This window comes from Streptomyces sp. HUAS ZL42, assembly GCF_040782645.1.
Taxonomy (GTDB): Bacteria; Actinomycetota; Actinomycetes; order Streptomycetales; family Streptomycetaceae; genus Streptomyces.
The window spans coordinates 1,923,238-1,940,491 of record NZ_CP160403.1 but is presented as its reverse complement, the minus strand read 5'-3'; the positions used below and the strand labels follow the sequence as shown (position 1 = coordinate 1,940,491).

The 17,254-nt window shown below is 72.4% G+C and carries 6 protein-coding genes and 2 pseudogenes; 6 read left to right on the top strand and 2 right to left on the bottom strand.

Going from position 1 to position 17,254, the window contains the following annotated elements; translation table 11 throughout:
• Positions 1–7: 7 nt before the first annotated feature.
• On the bottom strand, positions 8–577 hold the full coding sequence (locus ABZO29_RS08975; RefSeq protein ID WP_367319615.1) for a winged helix-turn-helix domain-containing protein: 570 nt from the start codon (positions 575–577) through the stop codon (positions 8–10).
• A 271-nt stretch (positions 578–848) separates the two neighbouring features.
• Positions 849–1,654 (bottom strand): annotated as a pseudogene (locus ABZO29_RS08970) (adenylate cyclase); the annotation flags it as partial.
• Positions 1,655–1,907: 253 nt separating this feature from the next.
• Between ABZO29_RS08970 and ABZO29_RS08965 the strand changes: the two are divergent.
• The 6 genes and pseudogenes from ABZO29_RS08965 to ABZO29_RS08940 all read left to right on the top strand — a co-directional run.
• Positions 1,908–2,180: pseudogene (locus ABZO29_RS08965) on the top strand (FAD-dependent oxidoreductase); the annotation flags it as partial.
• A gap of 155 nt (positions 2,181–2,335) precedes the next feature.
• Positions 2,336–2,782, top strand: coding sequence for a SpoIIE family protein phosphatase (locus tag ABZO29_RS08960; protein ID WP_367319614.1), 447 nt, complete (start codon positions 2,336–2,338; stop codon positions 2,780–2,782).
• Positions 2,783–2,969: 187 nt separating this feature from the next.
• Positions 2,970–4,349 (top strand): crotonyl-CoA carboxylase/reductase, encoded by a 1,380-nt coding sequence (gene ccrA / locus ABZO29_RS08955; protein WP_367319613.1) that lies wholly within the window; start codon positions 2,970–2,972, stop codon positions 4,347–4,349.
• 1 nt (position 4,350) lies between these two features.
• The gene (locus ABZO29_RS08950) at positions 4,351–5,349 is read left to right on the top strand and encodes a 3-oxoacyl-ACP synthase III family protein (protein WP_367319612.1); all 999 of its coding nucleotides are present in this window, start codon (positions 4,351–4,353) and stop codon (positions 5,347–5,349) included.
• The gene (locus ABZO29_RS08945; RefSeq protein WP_367319611.1) at positions 5,346–6,272 is read left to right on the top strand and encodes a 3-hydroxybutyryl-CoA dehydrogenase; all 927 of its coding nucleotides are present in this window, start codon (positions 5,346–5,348) and stop codon (positions 6,270–6,272) included. The genes ABZO29_RS08950 and ABZO29_RS08945 overlap by 4 nt, the downstream gene beginning before the upstream one ends.
• Before the next feature lie 126 nt (positions 6,273–6,398).
• On the top strand, positions 6,399–17,231 hold the full coding sequence (locus ABZO29_RS08940) for a type I polyketide synthase (RefSeq protein WP_367319610.1): 10,833 nt from the start codon (positions 6,399–6,401) through the stop codon (positions 17,229–17,231).
• The last annotated feature ends 23 nt before the right edge of the window (positions 17,232–17,254 follow it).

Here is a 17,254-nt window from a genome sequence, read left to right as displayed (position 1 = left end):
GGTCTCCTCAAGGTCGGCTGCAGGGCGCGGCGTTGGAGCTCTCCTGCTGGTCGGGCACGTACTTGTAGCCCACGCGCCGTACGGTGACGATGCGGTGCCGGTGAGCTTCGCCCAGCTTGCGGCGCAGGCGGGCGATGTGGACATCCACGGTGCGGCCGTCGCCGATGTGGTCGTAGCCCCAGACGGCGGCCACCAGCCGATCACGCGACTGCACGTGGTGGGGATGCTGAACGAGGTGCGCCAGCAGCTCGAACTCCAGGTAGGTGAGGTCGAGTTCACGTCCGTCGACCTCGGCGACATGTCGCGCCGGATCGATGCGGACGACGTCGTCTGATGTCTGCCGGACAGGGGCCGAGGCTGCGGCGGCGACCGGTCGGATCTCGGGCCGTGGCCTGTCCTTGGCGAAGAGCTCGGTGGGATCGGTGCCCTCGGGGACGAGCACGAGGTAGCCGACGAGCGGCGCGGAAGTGTGTCCCTGGGTGTCTCTCTGCGCGGTATCGCCCACCAGGCGAAGATGGGGTGTGTCGGCGAGGAGCGCATCGTGTGGGGTGGCCTGAGCCGGAAGTGCCGTGGTCATGGCGGTTGTCCCTCAGAAGTGTGTCGGGCCATCAGGCGCAATGGGCGAATTCGCCTGATCGCCTGTGAAGGGGGGAGCGGAGTGGCACGGGCGACGGTGCGAGTCGCGTGCCTTACGCGCGGCAGCAGGCGGCACTGACGACGTGACCAAAGTCGACATGCCGACGACGAACGAGTCGTTGCTGCTTACGGGACATGTTCATCATCCTGCGCACCCCGGCGGACGCAGTCAAGACTTCCCTAGTAATCCAATAGGAAAAATAGGGAAGGTCTCACACTCTGAGAGGTCGGCCGTCCACTGGGGACGTAGCCGTGTCAGCCCCGGTGGCGCTCAGGGCACGCAGCAGCGCGCGGGCGACCGCGTCGTTCTGGCGGAAGGCCGGCGCGTTGGTGCGGGGGTGGGCGAAGGCGGCGACGGCCCGGCTGTTGGTGGGGGCGCCGAGGGCGATGCGGCGGGGATGGGGGCTGCCGAGGGACGGGTCGAGGACGTGGCCGTCAGGGGGGAGACCGCGAGCAGGCCGGAGCGGTGGGTGTGGATGGGGTCGGCGATGACCTCCTCGGCGACTGTGCCTTCCCGATACAGGCTCCGCAGGAGTGGGTCCTCGGTGTGGGACAGGGAGGGGCCCGGCAGGTACGCCTCGACGAGGGCGGTGGCGTGGAGGGTGTGCCCCGGGACGGTGGGGCCGGTCGCGGTGAAGGTGCCGGTGCTCTCGTCGGTGTCGATCCGGATGCCGGCGCCCAGGAAGCGGACGACCCCGGCCCGGGACAGGGCCAGCAGCTGGCGCAGGCGGAAGCCGGGTGGGCCGGAGGCCAGGAAGCTGAAGAAGCCGTGCCACCAGCCGTCGAGTTGCTCGGCGACGGAATGCGCCGTCAGCCGTCCCGCCGCGACCAGGCGGGGCAGTTGCCCGTAGACCGAGAGCAGGGCGAGGAATGCCCCGAGGTCGGCGCTGAACGCCGGGTCCTCGCGGCGGGCGACGTCCCGGGCGGTGTGGTCGCGCAGGTGGTCCTGGAAGGCCTCCGGCGTGGGGAACGCGAGGCCGTCCAGCGGGCGGTCCAGGACCTCGAAGTCCAGGCGGTCCACCGAGCCCTTCTTGAAGGCGAAGCCGACGTCGAGGCGGTGGAACTCGCCGAGGAAGGTGGAGGTGCTGCGCGGCACGGGCGCCACCGTCGTCTTCGTCACCCACGACGTGGACGAGGCCCGTGCGGAAAGTCTGAGCGTCCGCGGCGGCAGAGCTCGGACGAAGGCGGAGACCAGGTCGCGCCGCAGGGCGATACGCGCCCGATCGTCGTGGGCGGCGCGCTCGCGCGGGCGCGGTACGTCCCGTACGGCGATGAGGCGGCCCGCGCCCAGCAAGGCCACGCGGTCGCCGAGGAAGAGCCACATCGAGCGGATACGCATCGACGGTGACGGGGTGCGGGTGCTCGGCCGCGGCCTCGGCGGGCGGCTCGACGAACGCTACGACTGGGCCGTCTGCGCGCTGCCCGCCCCCGCCCTGGACCAGATCCGCTTCGAACCGGGCCTGCCGCCCGGCCGGCGTCAGGCGGTGCGCGGCATCCACTACGGGAGCGGCAGCAAGACCCTGCTGCACGTGAACCGCAGGGTGTGGGAACTGTCCGACCAGATCCACGGCGGCGGCAGCTTCACCGACCCGCCCATCCAGCAGGTGCTGGTATCCCTCCGACAACCCACCCCCGAACGGGGGAAGTTGGGCGGCCGCGGACCTCGCCCGCTCCCACGAGCCGAGGCGCACCCCACCCCGTGGAGCGGCCCAGGGTCTTCTTCGCCGGTGAGCAGCTGTCGGTGGCACACGGATGGATCCAGGGCGCCCTGGAGTCCGCCCTCGACGTGCCGCCCGGGCCGCTCTTCGGTATCGGCCCTGACGCCGTCCATCCCGTGACCGAGGTTCCGCTGACCCACGGGCTCATGCTCGTCCTCTGCGCCGACGGCCTCGTCGAACGACCCGGAGTCAACCTCTACGACTCCGTCGCCGCCCTCGCACACTTTCTCGCGCACGCCGAGGACGGGGATCTGAAGACGCTCATCGACATGCTCGTCGGGAAAGCGGGCACCAGCCGGCAGCGAACCTACGATATCGCGCTGCTCGTCCTGCACCACGCCGCGCACCGGCTGTTGAGCAGCCCGCCCGAATCGGCGGACTGGGGGCTGCCGACCACGCTGGTGGGGTCCCGGCTAGGGGGCGGTTAAGGGTAGGGGCTGGGGTGTGGAATGCGTACCATAGTCGCTACCCGGGGTGATTCAGTAAATCTCGGTGCGGTGAAGGCGAGTTCATTTCCCGCGCCACCATGTCTTTGATCGAGCAGCAGGCGCGCGACGTTTTCAAGGGTGAATTCGTTGCGCGCCGTCGGCTGCTCGCTGATCGAGGAGGGGGACAATGAGCTCTTTGGTCGAAGCTCTGCTCGACGGCGCCGACACGGGCGAGCTGGAACGGCATGAGCTGCCCGCCGAATATCTGGCCGCACACCTGCGTGCGTCGGACGTCGGGAAATTCGGTGACACCGCGGACAAGGACGTCCGCGACACACTTCATGTCGGCCGGGTGCCGATGCCGGAGATCGCCCCCGACGAGGTCGTCGTCGCGGTGATGGCCAGCTCGATCAACTACAACACGGTGTGGTCGGCCACGTTCGAGCCGGTGCCCACCTTCGAATTCCTGAGGCGATACGGCCGGCAGGGCGGCTACGCGGCCCGCCACGACCTGCCCCACCACGTCGTGGGTTCGGACGCGGCCGGGATCGTGGTCCGCGTCGGAGCGGGCGTGCGCCGCTGGCGCGTCGGTGACCACGTGGTGGTCAGCTGTGTCCAGGTCGACGACCAGGAACCGGCGTCGCACGCCGACGCGATGCTCGGCACCGAACAGCGCATCTGGGGCTACGAGACCAACTTCGGCGGACTGGCCCACTTCGCCGTCGTGCGCGCCGGCCAGCTGCTGCCCAAGCCCGCCCACCTGACCTGGGAGGAAGCCGCCGGAGTCCTGCTCACCGCGGCGACCTCCTACCGCATGCTCGTCAGCGACAAGGGTGCGCGGATCAAGCAGGGCGACATCGTGCTGATCTGGGGCGCCACCGGCGGCCTGGGCGCGTACGCCGTGCAGATGGTGAAGAACGCCGGCGGCATCGCGGTGGGCGTGGTCAGTTCCGAGCGCAAGGCCGAGGTGCTGCGCCGGCTCGGCTGCGATGTGATCATCAACCGCAACGACATCGGCATGGGCCAGGACGCCGCCCCCACCCCGGAGCGGACCATCGAACTGGGCAAGCGCCTCGGCCGGGAGATCCGGCGGCAGCTCGGCGAGGACCCGCACGTCGTGTTCGACTACATCGGCCGGGCGACATTCGGTATCTCCGTCTTCGTGGTGCGCAAGGGCGGAACCGTCGTCACTTGCGGCTCCAGCACCGGATACGACCACCATTTCGACAACCGGTATCTGTGGATGAACCTGAAGCGCATCGTGGGCAGCCACGCCGCGAATCTCCAGGAACAGGCCGAATGTAATCGTCTTTTCCAGCTCGGTTATCTGTCGCCGATCGTCTCCGATGTTTATCCGCTGCACGAGGTGGGCGAAGCGGCCCGACTGGTCCAGGAGAACAAGCACACCGGAAAGGTCGGCGTTCTCTGCCTCGCGTCCCGGGAAGGACTCGGGGTCACGGACCCCGAGACGCGGGCGCGTATCGGGGAAGCAAGACTCAACCCCCTCCGGAACACCGGAGGAAATGTGGACTGGAATGCGTCCGCGGTGCTCGAAGGGGCTGTCTGACGTGACGGACCGCAATATAGGAATTCTCTCGACCGGCTCCTACCTGCCCAAGCGTGAAGTCGGCAACGACGAGGTCGCCGAGCGCGTCGGCGTCACCCCGGAGTGGATCGAACGGAAGACCCAGATACAGTCGCGGCGCTACGCCGCTCCGCACGAGGCGACGTCCGACCTGGCCATCCGCGCCGGCGCCGCCGCCATGGAGCAGGCCGGGCTGTCCGCGGACGAGATCGACTACATCATCGTCTCCACCTCGACGGGTGACTTTCCCCAGCCGCCGACGTCGTACCTCGTGCAGCACGGGCTGGGGGCCTACGGCGCCGCGTGCTTCGACGTGAACGTCGTGTGCAGCGGCTTCGTGTACGCGCTGGCCCTGGCCCGCAGCCTGGTCGCGCTCAACCCCGACCGCCGTGCGCTGGTCATCGGAGCCGACCTGTACTCCCGGATCCTCGACTTCGACGACCGCAGGACGGCCGTCCTGTTCGCCGACGGCGCCGGTGCGGCGATCGTCGGCGCGGTCCCCGCACCGTACGGCATCATCGACACCGCCCTGACCAGCCGCGGCGACGCCCACCAACTGATCCGTGTGGAGGCCGGCGGCAGCCGGAACCCGGCGACGGCGGAGACCGTCGCGGAAGGCGGTCACTTCTTCCGGATGGACGGCCGCGCCGTACGGGACTTCGTCGCCGACAACGTGCCCCGGGCACTGGTGGAACTGGCGGAGAGCGTCGGCGTGGAACTCGCCGACGTGCACCACTTCGTGCCGCACCAGGCCAACGGCGTGATGCTCAGCGAGGTGGTCGAGCGCGCGGGTCTCGTCAACGCCCACACCCACCGCACGCTGAGGAAGTACGGGAACGTGGGCAGCGCATCGGTACCGGTCGCCCTCGACGAGGCCAACAGCACCGGTGCGCTGTCCGCCGGAGATCTGGTGCTGCTCGCCGGGTTCGGCGGCGGCATGGCCATCGGTGCATCACTGCTGACCTGGGGGACCGGCGCATGACCACGTCCAGCGACACACTCACCACACCTGCGGACAGCCACCCGGAGAGCCACCCGGCCGCCCACCCGGGCATCCACCGGGTAGGGGTCCTCGGTAGCGGCATCATGGGGACGGGAATCGCCGAACTGTGCGCCAAGGCGGGCCTGGACGTCACCGTCGCGGTCTCCTCCGACGCCTCCCTGGTGTCCGGACCCCAGCGGCTGGCCCGGTCCCTGGCACGCGGGGTCGCCAAGGGCAAGCTCACCGAGCGGGAACGCGACGACGCCCTGGGCCGGGTGTCCTTCACCAGGGACCTGGGCGAACTCGCCGACCGGCAGCTGGTGATCGAGGCGGTCAAAGAGAACGAACAGCTCAAGCTGGACCTCTTCGCCGACCTCGACAAGATCGTCGAGGACCCGGACGCCATCCTCGCCTCGAACACGTCCTCCATCCCCATCGTGCGGCTCGCCCGTGCCACCAGCCGTCCGAGCCAGGTGCTCGGGATGCACTTCTTCAACCCCGTGCCGGTCCTGCCGCTGGTCGAACTGATCGACTCGGTGGTCACGGACAGCCGGGCCACCGCACGTGCCCTGACGTTCGTGTCGGACGTGCTCGGCAAGAAGCCGATCAGCTCGCCGGACCGAGCGGGCTTCGTGGTGAACGCCCTCCTGTTCCCCTACCTGCTCTCCGCCGTCCGGATGGTCGACTCCGGTCTCGCCACGGCCGAGGTCATCGACCAGGGCATGGTCGACGGCTGCTCGCACCCGATGGGACCGCTGCGCCTGGCCGACCTCATCGGCCTCGACACCACAGTCTCGATCGCCGAGGCGATGTACGAGGAGTTCAAGGAGCCGCTGTACGCGCCTCCGCCGCTGCTGCTCCGCATGGTCGAGGGCGGTCTGCTGGGCAAGAAGTCCGGCCGCGGTTTCTACGACTACGCCTGACCCGCGTACGCCCGACATCCGCGCGGGTACCGGGGTGCGCCCCGGCCCGCCGCCACGAGGTATCCGAGCACGTTCCTGCGCGCGATGGCCCTGCCGCGCGCGGTCGCCGAAAGGAAGAGCCACACCATGGCTACTGCATCCGTGTCCGGACGTCCGGAAGTTGACACGATGCCGGGGGAACCCATCGCCGTCGTAGGAATGTCCTGCCGCTTCCCAGGGGCGCCCGGGTCGGAGGCGTACTGGCAGCTGCTGCACGCCGGTGAGAGCGCCGTGTCCGACCGGGTGCCCGACGGGCGGCCCGGCCTGCCCGGCGACGCGGTGATCAGGCCGGCCGGATTCCTGGACAGCGTCGACGCGTTCGACCCCGAATTCTTCGGCATCACGCCCCGTGAGGCGGCGAGCATCGACCCGCAGCAGCGGCTGATGCTCGAACTCGCCTGGGAAACGCTGGAGAACGCGGGCATCGTCCCGGCCGCGATCAAGGGCACGCGGGCCGGTGTCTACCTCGGCGCGATCTGGGACGACTACGCCAGGCTCGTCCACCAGTACGGGGCCGAATCGGTCTCCCACCACACCATCACCGGCGTCAGCCGGAGCATCATCGCCAACCGCATCTCCTACCACCTCGGCCTGCGCGGCCCCAGCCTGGTCGTGGACTCGGCCCAGTCGTCCTCGCTGGTCGCCGTCCAGCTCGCCTGCGAGAGTCTCCGCAAGGGCGACTGCGCGCTGGCACTGGCCGGCGGAGTCAGCCTGAACCTGGTGCCCGAGGGCTTCATGGTGGCCGAGAAGTTCGGCGCCCTGTCACCCGAGGGCCGCACGTACACCTTCGACGACCGCGCCAACGGTTATGTGCGCGGTGAGGGCGGCGGCGTCGTCGTCCTGAAGACGCTGAGCCGGGCGCTCGCCGACGGCGACACCATCCACGGCCTCATCCGCGGCGGAGCCGTCAACAACGACGGGGGCGGCGACAACCTCACCGCCCCCAGCCGGGCCGCGCAGGAGGACGTGCTGCGCCGCGCCTACGCCCAGGCCGGCGTCGCCCCCGAGGCCGTACGCTTCGTCGAACTGCACGGCACCGGCACCCCGCTCGGCGACCCCATAGAGGCGGCCGCGCTCGGCGCCGTGCTCGGTGCCGGCAGCGGACGGGCCGCCGACTCCCCCCTGCTTGTCGGCTCCGTCAAGCCCACCATCGGGCACCTGGAGGGCGCCGCCGGCATCGCGGGGCTGATCAAGGCGGTGCTCTGCGTACGGGAACGGACCCTCGTCCCCAGCCTCAACTTCCGCTCCGCCAACCCCTCCATCCCGCTCGACGAGCTGAGGCTGCGGGTCAACGACGGCCTCAGCCCGCTGGACACCCCCGACGGCGCCCCGGTGCTGGCCGGCGTCTCCTCCTTCGGCATGGGAGGTACCAACTGCCACCTCGTCCTCTCCGACTGGACCCCGGCCTCGGAGAGCGCGCGGACACCGGACCGGTCCGCCCCCGCCCGCACCCCCGCGATGCCCACCCCCGTGCCGGTGTCCGGCCGGACCGCCGACGCACTGCGCGCCCAGGCAGGCGCGCTGCGCACCCACCTCGAGACCCACCCCGACCAGAGCCTTGGCGACGTCGCCCACTCGCTGGCGACCACACGCACCCACTTCGAGCACCGCGCCGTGCTGCTCGCCGCCGACAGGGACGAGGTGCTCACCGGGCTGTTCTCGCTCGCCTCCGGAGACACTCCCGCCGGAGCGGCGGCCGGTACGGTCCGGCCCGGCGAACTGGCCTTCCTCTTCACCGGACAGGGCAGCCAGCGGGCCGGCATGGGCCGCGCCCTGTACGACACCTACCCGGTCTTCGCCGCCGCCCTCGACGACGTCTGCGCCCTGCTCGACCAGCACCTCGACCGCTCCGTCCGGGACCTGATGTTCCTCGCGGAGGACTCCGAGGACGCCGCACTGCTGCACCTCACCGGATACACGCAGGCCGCGCTTTTCGCGTACGAGACCGCCCTGTTCCGCCTGCTGGAGGACTGGGGTGTCACCCCCGACGTCGTCCTGGGCCACTCGGTCGGCGAACTGGCCGCGGCACACGCCGCCGGCGTCCTCTCCCTCCCGGACGCCTGCGCTCTCGTCGCGGCCCGCGGCAGACTGATGCAGCAACTGCCCTCCGGCGGCGCGATGGTGTCCGTCCAGGCCTCGGAGCAGGAGATCCTGCCCACCCTCGCCGGACGGGAGGACCAGGTCTCCGTCGCGGCGGTCAACGGCCCGCTGTCCACCGTGCTCGCCGGTGACGAGGACGCCGTGCTCGCCGTCGCCGAGCAGTGGCGCGAGCGGGGGCGCAAGACCAGGCGACTGCGCGTCAGCCACGCCTTCCACTCGCCGCGCATGGACCCGATGCTCGACGCCTTCCGCGAGGTCGCGTCCGGACTCGCCTACGAGCCCCCGCGCATCCCCGTGGTGTCCAACCTCACCGGGCGTCTCGTCTCCGCGCAGGAGATCAGCACCCCCGACTACTGGGTGCGCCACGCCCGGGAGGCCGTCCGCTTCCACGACGGCATGCGCGCGCTCGAGGAAAGGGGTGTCCGCTCCTTCCTGGAGGTGGGACCGGACGCGGTGCTCGCGGCGATGGGCCGCGACTGCGTGTCCGCGGAGCACGAGGAGGAGACCGCCTTCCTGCCGACGGCGCGGCACAGCCGGCCGGAGGTCCCCGCGCTGCTCGGCGCGCTCGCCGAACTGCACGTCCGCGGTACCACGGTGGACTGGCACCGCACGACGGCCGACCGGGGCCGCCGCCGCGTCCCCCTGCCCACGTACGCCTTCCAGCGCCGCTCCTACTGGCTGCAGGCACCGGAGCGTACGGGCGCCGACGTCGGCTCGGCGGGACTCGCCCCGATCGACCACCCGCTGCTCGGCGCGGTCGTACCACGCGCCGAGGCCGGGGAACTCATCCTGACCGGGCGGCTGTCCGCGCAGGCCCAGCCCTGGCTCGGCGACCACCGCGTGCACGACGAGATCGTGGTGCCCGCCGGTGTCTTCGTGGAACTGGCCCTGCAGACGGGTGCCGAGACGGGCGCCGCCCACATCGAGGAACTGACGCTGGAGGCACCGCTGGTTCTGCCCGCGGCCGGCGGGGCGCGGTTCCAGGTCGGCGTCGGAGCGCCGGACGCCGAGGGGCGGCGCGCGTTCTCCGTGCACTCCCGGCCCGAGGACACCGACACGGACGTCTCGTGGACCCGGCATGCCGCCGGCACCCTCGTCCCGGACCGTCCCGAAGTCCCGTCCGACCTGAGCGTCTGGCCTCCCGCCGGGGCCGCACCGATCGCCGCCGCCGACCGCGAGACCCCCCTCGCCCCGGCCTTCGCGACCCTGCGGGCGGCCTGGACCCTGGGCGAGGAGTTCTTCGCCGAGGTGGCCCTCGACGCCGAACACCGCGACGGGGCCACCCGCTTCACCCTGCATCCCGGCCTGCTCGACACCGCCCTGCACGCGCTCGCCGCGAACCGGGCGTCCTCCGCCGGCACCGATCCCACCGCGGTGTGGCTGCCCGCCGAGTGGAAGGGCATCGCCGTGCACGCGGCCGGAGCGGAGACCCTGCGGATCCGGATCGTCCCCGCCGCCGGAGCGGCCCGCACCGGTGCGGCCGGTCCCTTCTCGCTCGCCGTGGCCGACGGCGCGGGAGTGCCGCTCGCCACGGTCGACGCCGTCACCCTGGTCCCCCTGTCCGAGGAAGCGGTACGCCGTGCGGCCGGAACACCCGCTCAGGAGGCGCTCTTCCAGATCGGCTGGACCCGCCTGGCGCTCACCGCGGGCGACGCGCGGTCCGGCCGGTGGGCCGTGGCGGGAGACGCCGACCTCGGCCTGGCCACCGCCCTCACCACCGCCGACGCGGGAGTGGTGGTCCACCCGGACATGACCGCGCTGATCGAGGCGGCCGGTTCCGTCACCCCCGAGGCGGTCCTCGTGCAGTGCCCCACGCCGGCGGTCGCCGGCCCGGCCGGTGCGGTCGCCGAAGCCGTTCGCACCGCCGTCGGGGACACCCTCGCCCGGGTGCGGTCCTGGCTGGAGGACGACCGGCTCGCCGGCTCCCGGCTGGTGCTCGTCACCCGCGGGGCCGTGGCCACCGGCACGGCGGGCGACGACCCCGACCTGGTGGGCGCCGCGCTGTGGGGCCTGCTGCGGTCCGTGCGCGCCGAGTACCCCGGCCGGGTCGGCCTGCTGGACCTCGGCCGCGAGCGGGAGTCACTGCGCTCGCTGCCCGCCGCGCTCGCCTCCGGGGAACCCGAACTCGCCCTGCGCAACGGCTCCGTCCTGGTTCCCCGGCTGCAACGGTCGCGGATCCCGGCCGGCCCGGCTCCCGCGTGGGAGTCCGGCGGTACGGTGCTGATCACCGGCGGCACCGGCGGGCTCGGCTCCCTGGTGGCCCGTCACCTGGCCGCCGAACAGGGCGTGCGCCATCTGCTCCTGGTCAGCCGCGGCGGTTTCGACGCCGAGGGCGCCGTCGAACTCGCCGCCGACCTGCGGGCGTCGGGCGCGCACGTGACCGTCGCGGCCTGTGACGTCGCCGACCGGGACGCCCTGTCCGCACTGCTCGCCGGCATCCCCGACGAGCATCCGCTGACCGCCGTCGTGCACGCCGCCGCCGTCCTGGACGACCGCGTCGTCGCCGCGCTGACCCCGGAGCAGATCGAGCGGGTGCTGCGCCCCAAGGTGGACGCGGCACTGAACCTGCACGAGCTGACGAAGCATCAGAAACTCTCCGACTTCGTCCTGTTCTCCTCCGTGATCGGCACGGTCGGCAACGGCGGTCAGGCCGCCTACGCGGCGGCCAACGCCTTCCTCGACGGTCTCGCCCATCGGCGCAGGGCCCAAGGGCTGCCCGCCCTCTCGCTCGCCTGGGGACCGTGGGACCACGAGGAGGGGCTGATCCGGGGCCTCGACGACGCCGACCGGGCCCGGCTCCGCCGCCTCGGCCTGCAGCCGCTCGGCGTGGACGAAGGGCTCGCCGCGCTCGGCACGGCCCGCGCGGTGGACGCGCCCGTCGTCGTCCCCGCCCGCTTCGACCGCGCCGCCCTGCGCACCAGGGCGGCCGAGGAGGAACTGCCCGGCGCCCTGCGCGGCCTGGTCACCCTGCCCAGGCGCCGGGCCTCCGCCGCGCAGCCGCACCCCGTGACCGGCACGCCCGCCACCGGCCTCGCCCAGCGGATCGCGGACCTGTCCGGGGACGACGCCGAGCGGTTGGTGGACGAGGTCGTCCGCACCCAGGTCGCCGCAGTCATGGGCTACTCCTCCCCGGACGCCGTCGACGCCTCCCGTACGTTCAAGGACCTCGGCTTCGACTCCCTCACGGGCGTGGAACTGCGCAACAAACTGAGCGCGGCGGCCGGAATCCGGCTGCCGGCCACGCTCGTCTTCGACCACCCCACGACCGCGGCCGTCATCGGCTACCTGCGCTCCGAACTCCTGCACGAGCGGCGGAGTCCTCTCGTCCCGCAGACCCCGGCCACCGTCGCCGGGGACGACGACCCCGTCGTCATCGTGGGGATGGGGTGCCGGTATCCGGGTGGTGTGGGGTCGCCGGAGGATCTGTGGCGGTTGGTGGTGTCGGGCGGGGACGCGATCTCGGGGTTTCCGGTGGATCGTGGTTGGGATCTGGAGGGGTTGTACGACCCGGAGGGGGAGCGTGCGGGGACGTCGTACACGCGTGAGGGCGGGTTTCTTCACGAGGCGGCGGAGTTCGACGCGGAGTTCTTCGGTATCTCGCCGCGTGAGGCGCTGGCGATGGATCCGCAGCAGCGGCTGCTGCTGGAGGTGGCCTGGGAGGCGCTGGAGCGTGCGGGCGTGGACCCGGTCTCGCTGCGCGGCAGCCACACCGGCGTCTACGCCGGAACGTTCATGTTCCGTGACGACACCGCGGAACAAGGAGGCGCCGAGGGCCAGCGGATGACCGGCAGCGCGGCCAGCGTGCTGTCGGGTCGCGTGTCCTACACCCTCGGCCTGGAAGGCCCCGCGCTGACGGTGGATACGGCGTGTTCGTCGTCGTTGGTGGCGTTGGACATGGCGGTGCAGGCGCTGCGGCGGGGTGAGTGCTCGCTGGCGTTGGCGGGTGGTGTGACGGTGATGTCGACGCCGGGCACGTTCGTGGAGTTCTCGCGGCAGAGGGGGCTTTCCGCTGACGGGCGGTGCAAGGCGTTCGCGGCGTCGGCCGATGGTACGGGCTGGGCCGAGGGCGTGGGTGTGCTGGTGGTGGAGCGGTTGTCGGATGCGCGGCGGCTGGGTCACCGGGTGCTGGCGGTGGTGCGGGGCAGTGCGGTCAACCAGGACGGTGCGTCCAATGGTCTGACGGCGCCGAACGGTCCGTCGCAGCAGCGGGTGATCCAGCGGGCCCTGGCGGGTGCGGGGTTGGCGGTGCATGAGGTGGACGCGGTCGAGGCGCACGGCACGGGTACGCGGCTGGGTGATCCGATCGAGGCGCAGGCGCTGCTGGCCACCTATGGCCAGGGTCGTGAGGGCGAACCGCTGTATCTGGGGTCGGTCAAGTCGAACATCGGGCACACGCAGGCTGCGGCCGGTGTCGGTGGTGTCATCAAGATGGTGATGGCGATGCGGCACGGTGTGCTGCCGCGCACTCTGCACGTGGACGAGCCGTCCCCGTTCGTGGACTGGGAGTCGGGTGCGGTGGAACTGCTCACCGAGCAGCGGCAGTGGCCCGACACCGGCCGCCCCCGCCGCTCCGCCGTGTCCGCGTTCGGCATCAGCGGGACCAATGCGCACGTCATCCTCGAACAGGCCCCCGCCGAAGACCCGGCCGACACCGACACCGGCACGGGACGCACGCCCGTCACCGCGCCGCTGCTGCTGTCGGCCAAGTCGCCCCAGGCGCTGGCGGAGCAGGCCCGCCGGCTCCGCGCACACCTGGAGACGGCCGACGAGGTGGATCTGCCGGACCTCGCCTACTCGCTGGCCACCACCCGGACGGCATTCGACCACCGCGCGGCGCTCTTCGCCGACAACCGCCGGGAACTGCTGGAGGCCCTGGACGCGCTGACCGCGGGAAGCCCGTCCGCGCGGCTCGTCACCGGCGCGCCGGCGAGCGGCAGGACTGCCTTCCTGTTCACCGGACAGGGCAGCCAGCGGGCCGGAATGGGACGCGAACTGTACGACGCCTTCCCGGTGTTCGCCGAGGCTCTCGACGCCGTGTGCGCCGAACTCGACCGGCACGTGGGGCGCTCGGTACGGGACGTGATCTTCGCGGACTCCGATGAGTGGGAGGGGCCGCTGCTGCACCAGACGGTGTTCACGCAGACCGGCCTCTTCGCCCTCGAAGTGGCCCTGTTCCGGCTGGCCGAGAGCCTCGGACTGCACGCCGACTACGTCGCCGGTCACTCGATCGGTGAACTCGTGGCCGCCCACGTGTCGGGCGTGCTGTCCCTCGGCGACGCGGCGGCGCTGGTCGCGGCCCGCGGCAAGCTGATGCAGGCCCTGCCGCAGGACGGCGCCATGGTCTCCGTCCTCGCCCCCGAGGACGAGGTCGCGGCGCTTCTGGCGGGGCGCGAGCACGAGGTGGCCGTCGCCGCCGTCAACGGGCCCGCGTCCGTGGTGATCTCCGGCGACACGGTGGCCGCGCTCGTCGTCGCCAAGGAACTGGAGAGCCGGGGCCGCAAGACCCGGCGGCTCAACGTCAGCCACGCCTTCCACTCACCCCGCATGGACCCCATGCTGGACGAGTTCCGTGCCGTGGCCGACCGGCTCGCCTTCGCGCCGCCGGTCATCCCGATCGTGTCCAACGTGACCGGTGGGCTCCTGACCGCCGAGGAGGTCTGCTCACCGGAGTACTGGGTCCGGCACGTGCGCGAGGCCGTCCGGTTCAACGACGGAATACGTACGCTCCAGAGCGCCGGCGTGACGACATTCGTGGAACTCGGCCCGGACGGCGTGCTGTCGGCCATGGGCCGGGACTGCGTCGAGGACACGGAGGGCACGGAACCGGAATTCGTCCCCCTGCTGCGCAAGGACCGCACGGACACCCTGGCGGTCACCCACGGGCTGGCACGACTGCACGTCAGGCACCTGAGCCCGTCCTGGGACGCGCTGTTCGACGGCTCCGGCGCCCACCGGGTCGAACTGCCCACCTACGCCTTCCAGCGCAAGCACTACTGGGCCGGGCCCACGGCCCGCACCGCCGACGTCGGCGCCGCGGGGCTGTCCCCGGCCGATCACCCGCTGCTCGGCGCGACACTGACCCGGGCCGACACCGACGAGACCGTCCTCACCGGCCGGCTCTCCCTGCGGACCCACCCCTGGCTGGCCGATCACGCCGTGCTGGGCCGGGTACTGCTCCCGGGCACCGCCTTCGTGGAGATGGCGCTGCGCGCCGGCGCCGAGGGCGGTGCCGGGGAACTGGAGGAACTCACCCTCGAAGCACCCCTGGTCCTGCCCGAGACCGGCTCTGTGCGGCTGCAGGTTGCGGTGGGAGCACCGGACGAGTCGGGACGCCGTTCCGTCACCGTCCACTCCCGCCCCGAGGGCGGAACCTTCGAGGAACCGTGGACCCGGCACGCCGGCGGCACGCTGGCACCCGAGCAGACGCCCGCCGGCTTCGACCTGGTGGTGTGGCCGCCGCGCGACGCGCAGCCGGTGGACCTGACCGGCCGCTACGCCGACCTCGCCCGTCAGGGCTTCGACTACGGGCCGGCGTTCCAGGGACTGCGGGCCGTCTGGCGCCGGGGCGACGAGGTCTTCGCCGAACTCGCCCTGCCCGACGACCAGAAGGAACAGGCGTCCGCCTTCGGGCTGCACCCGGCCCTGCTGGACTCGGCCCTGCACGCCATCGAGCTGGGGGTGCTGCCGGGCACCGGCGAACCACGACTGCCGTTCGTGTGGAGCGGGGTGCGCCACCACGCCCTGGGCGCGACGGCGGCACGGGCACGGCTGACCCCCGCGGGCTCCGGGGCGGTGACCATCGAGGTCACCGACGCGGCGGGCATGCCGGTCGCCACGGTCGAGTCGCTCGCGGTGCGGGCCGTGTCCGCCGAGCAGCTGGGCGCGGCCGGCGGGCGCAGCCATGAGGCGCTGTTCCGGCCTTCCTGGGTGGCGGTGAACGCTGGCCCCGAGACGCCGGCCCGGCCCTGGACCGTCCTGGGCGACGACCCGCTGGAGCTGCCCGGCGCCGAACGGTTCACCGGTCCGGCGGCACTGGGCGCCGCCGTCGCCGCCGGAGCCCCGGTTCCCGGCCTGGTGGTGGCGCCGCTGACGACACGGGCCGCCTCCGTGGGTGACGCCGTGCACCGCGCCCTGACACTGGCGCGGGACTGGCTCGCCGACGAGCGGCTCACCGCGTCCCGGCTGGCCGTGGTGACGCGGCGGGCGGTCGCCGCCGCCCCGGACGAGGACGTGCTCGACCTTCCGCACGCCGCCGCATGGGGTCTGCTGCGCACGGCGCAGACCGAGAACCCGGACCGGATCGTGCTGGTGGACCTGGACACCGCCGACGCCGACGTCGACGCCGGCACGGACGCCGAGCAGGCGATCGGCAAGGCGCTGGCCGCGCACGAGCAGCAGGTCGTGGTCCGGGCCGGAACCCCGCGCACCCTCCGGCTGGAGCGGGCCGTGGTCCCGGCCGACGCTTCGGCACCCTGGGACCCGGACGGAACGGTGCTGATCACCGGTGCCACCGGAGCACTGGGCGGCACGCTGGCCCGCCACCTCGTCACCGACCACGGCGTACGGCACCTGCTGCTGACGAGCCGCCGGGGCCCGGCGGCCGACGGCGCGGCCGAACTCCAGGCCGGCCTCGCGGCCCTGGGCGCCGAGGTGACCGTCGCGGCCTGTGACGTCGCCGACCGGGACGCCCTGGCCGCACTGCTCGCCGGCATCCCCGAAGAGCATCCGCTGACCGGGGTGGTGCACGCGGCCGGCGTGCTCGACGACGGCGTCCTGGAGTCGCTTACCCCCGAGCGGATCGACCGGGTCCTGCGGCCCAAGGCCGACGCCGCCTGGAACCTGCACGAGGCAACCCGCGACCTGCGGCTGTCCGCGTTCGTCCTCTACTCCTCCATCCAGGGACTCGCCGGCGGCGCGGGCCAGGCCAACTATGCGGCGGCCAACACCTTCCTCGACGCCCTGGCACAGCACCGTAGGGCCCTGGGACTGCCGGCCACCTCGCTCGCCTGGGGCCCCTGGGCGGAAGGCGGCATGGCGGCCGAACTCACGGAGGCCGACCGCAACCGGTTCGCGAAGACCGGCATGGTCGCGATCACCTCGGCTCAGGGCATGGAACTGTTCGACGCCGCACTCGGGACGGACGCGGCCGCGCTGGTGCCGCTGCCGCTCGACACGACGGCGCTCAGAGCGCTCGGCGCCGACGCGCCGCCCCTGCTGCGCGGCCTGGTCCGGGCGCCGGCCCGCCGCGCCGCGTCCGCCGGCCCGGCCACCGGGCAGGCCCCCTCCGGGCCGACCCTCGCCGAGCGGCTGACGGCGCTCACGGCGGACGAGCAGCAGCAGGTCCTGCTGGACCTCGTGTGCGCCGAGATCGCGGCGACGCTGGACTACGGCGCATCGGACACGGTCGATGCCACGCGCGGATTCAAGGAACTGGGTCTGGACTCGCTGACCGCCGTGGAACTGCGCAACCGACTCGGCAAGGCGACCGGGCTGCGGCTGTCCGCGACCCTCGTCTTCGACTACCCGACCCCCGAGGCCGTCGCCGGACACCTGCTGACGGTGCTCGCCCCCGAGCCGTCGTCGGCGGTCGCCGGCACACCCGACGAGACCGAGATCCGCCGCGTGCTCGCATCCGTCCCGGTGGACAGCCTCCGGCAGGCGGGCCTGCTCGACGGACTGCTCCGGCTCGCACACGACGTCGACGCCGCGGCCGGCGAGCGGAGCGGTGGCTCCGACGAGCCGGAGGACGGTGCCGACCTCATCGACGACATGGATGTCGACGCCCTCATTCGCATGGTCCGCGCCAGTTCCGAGACCTGATAGTGCTGAACGGGAGAAATGAT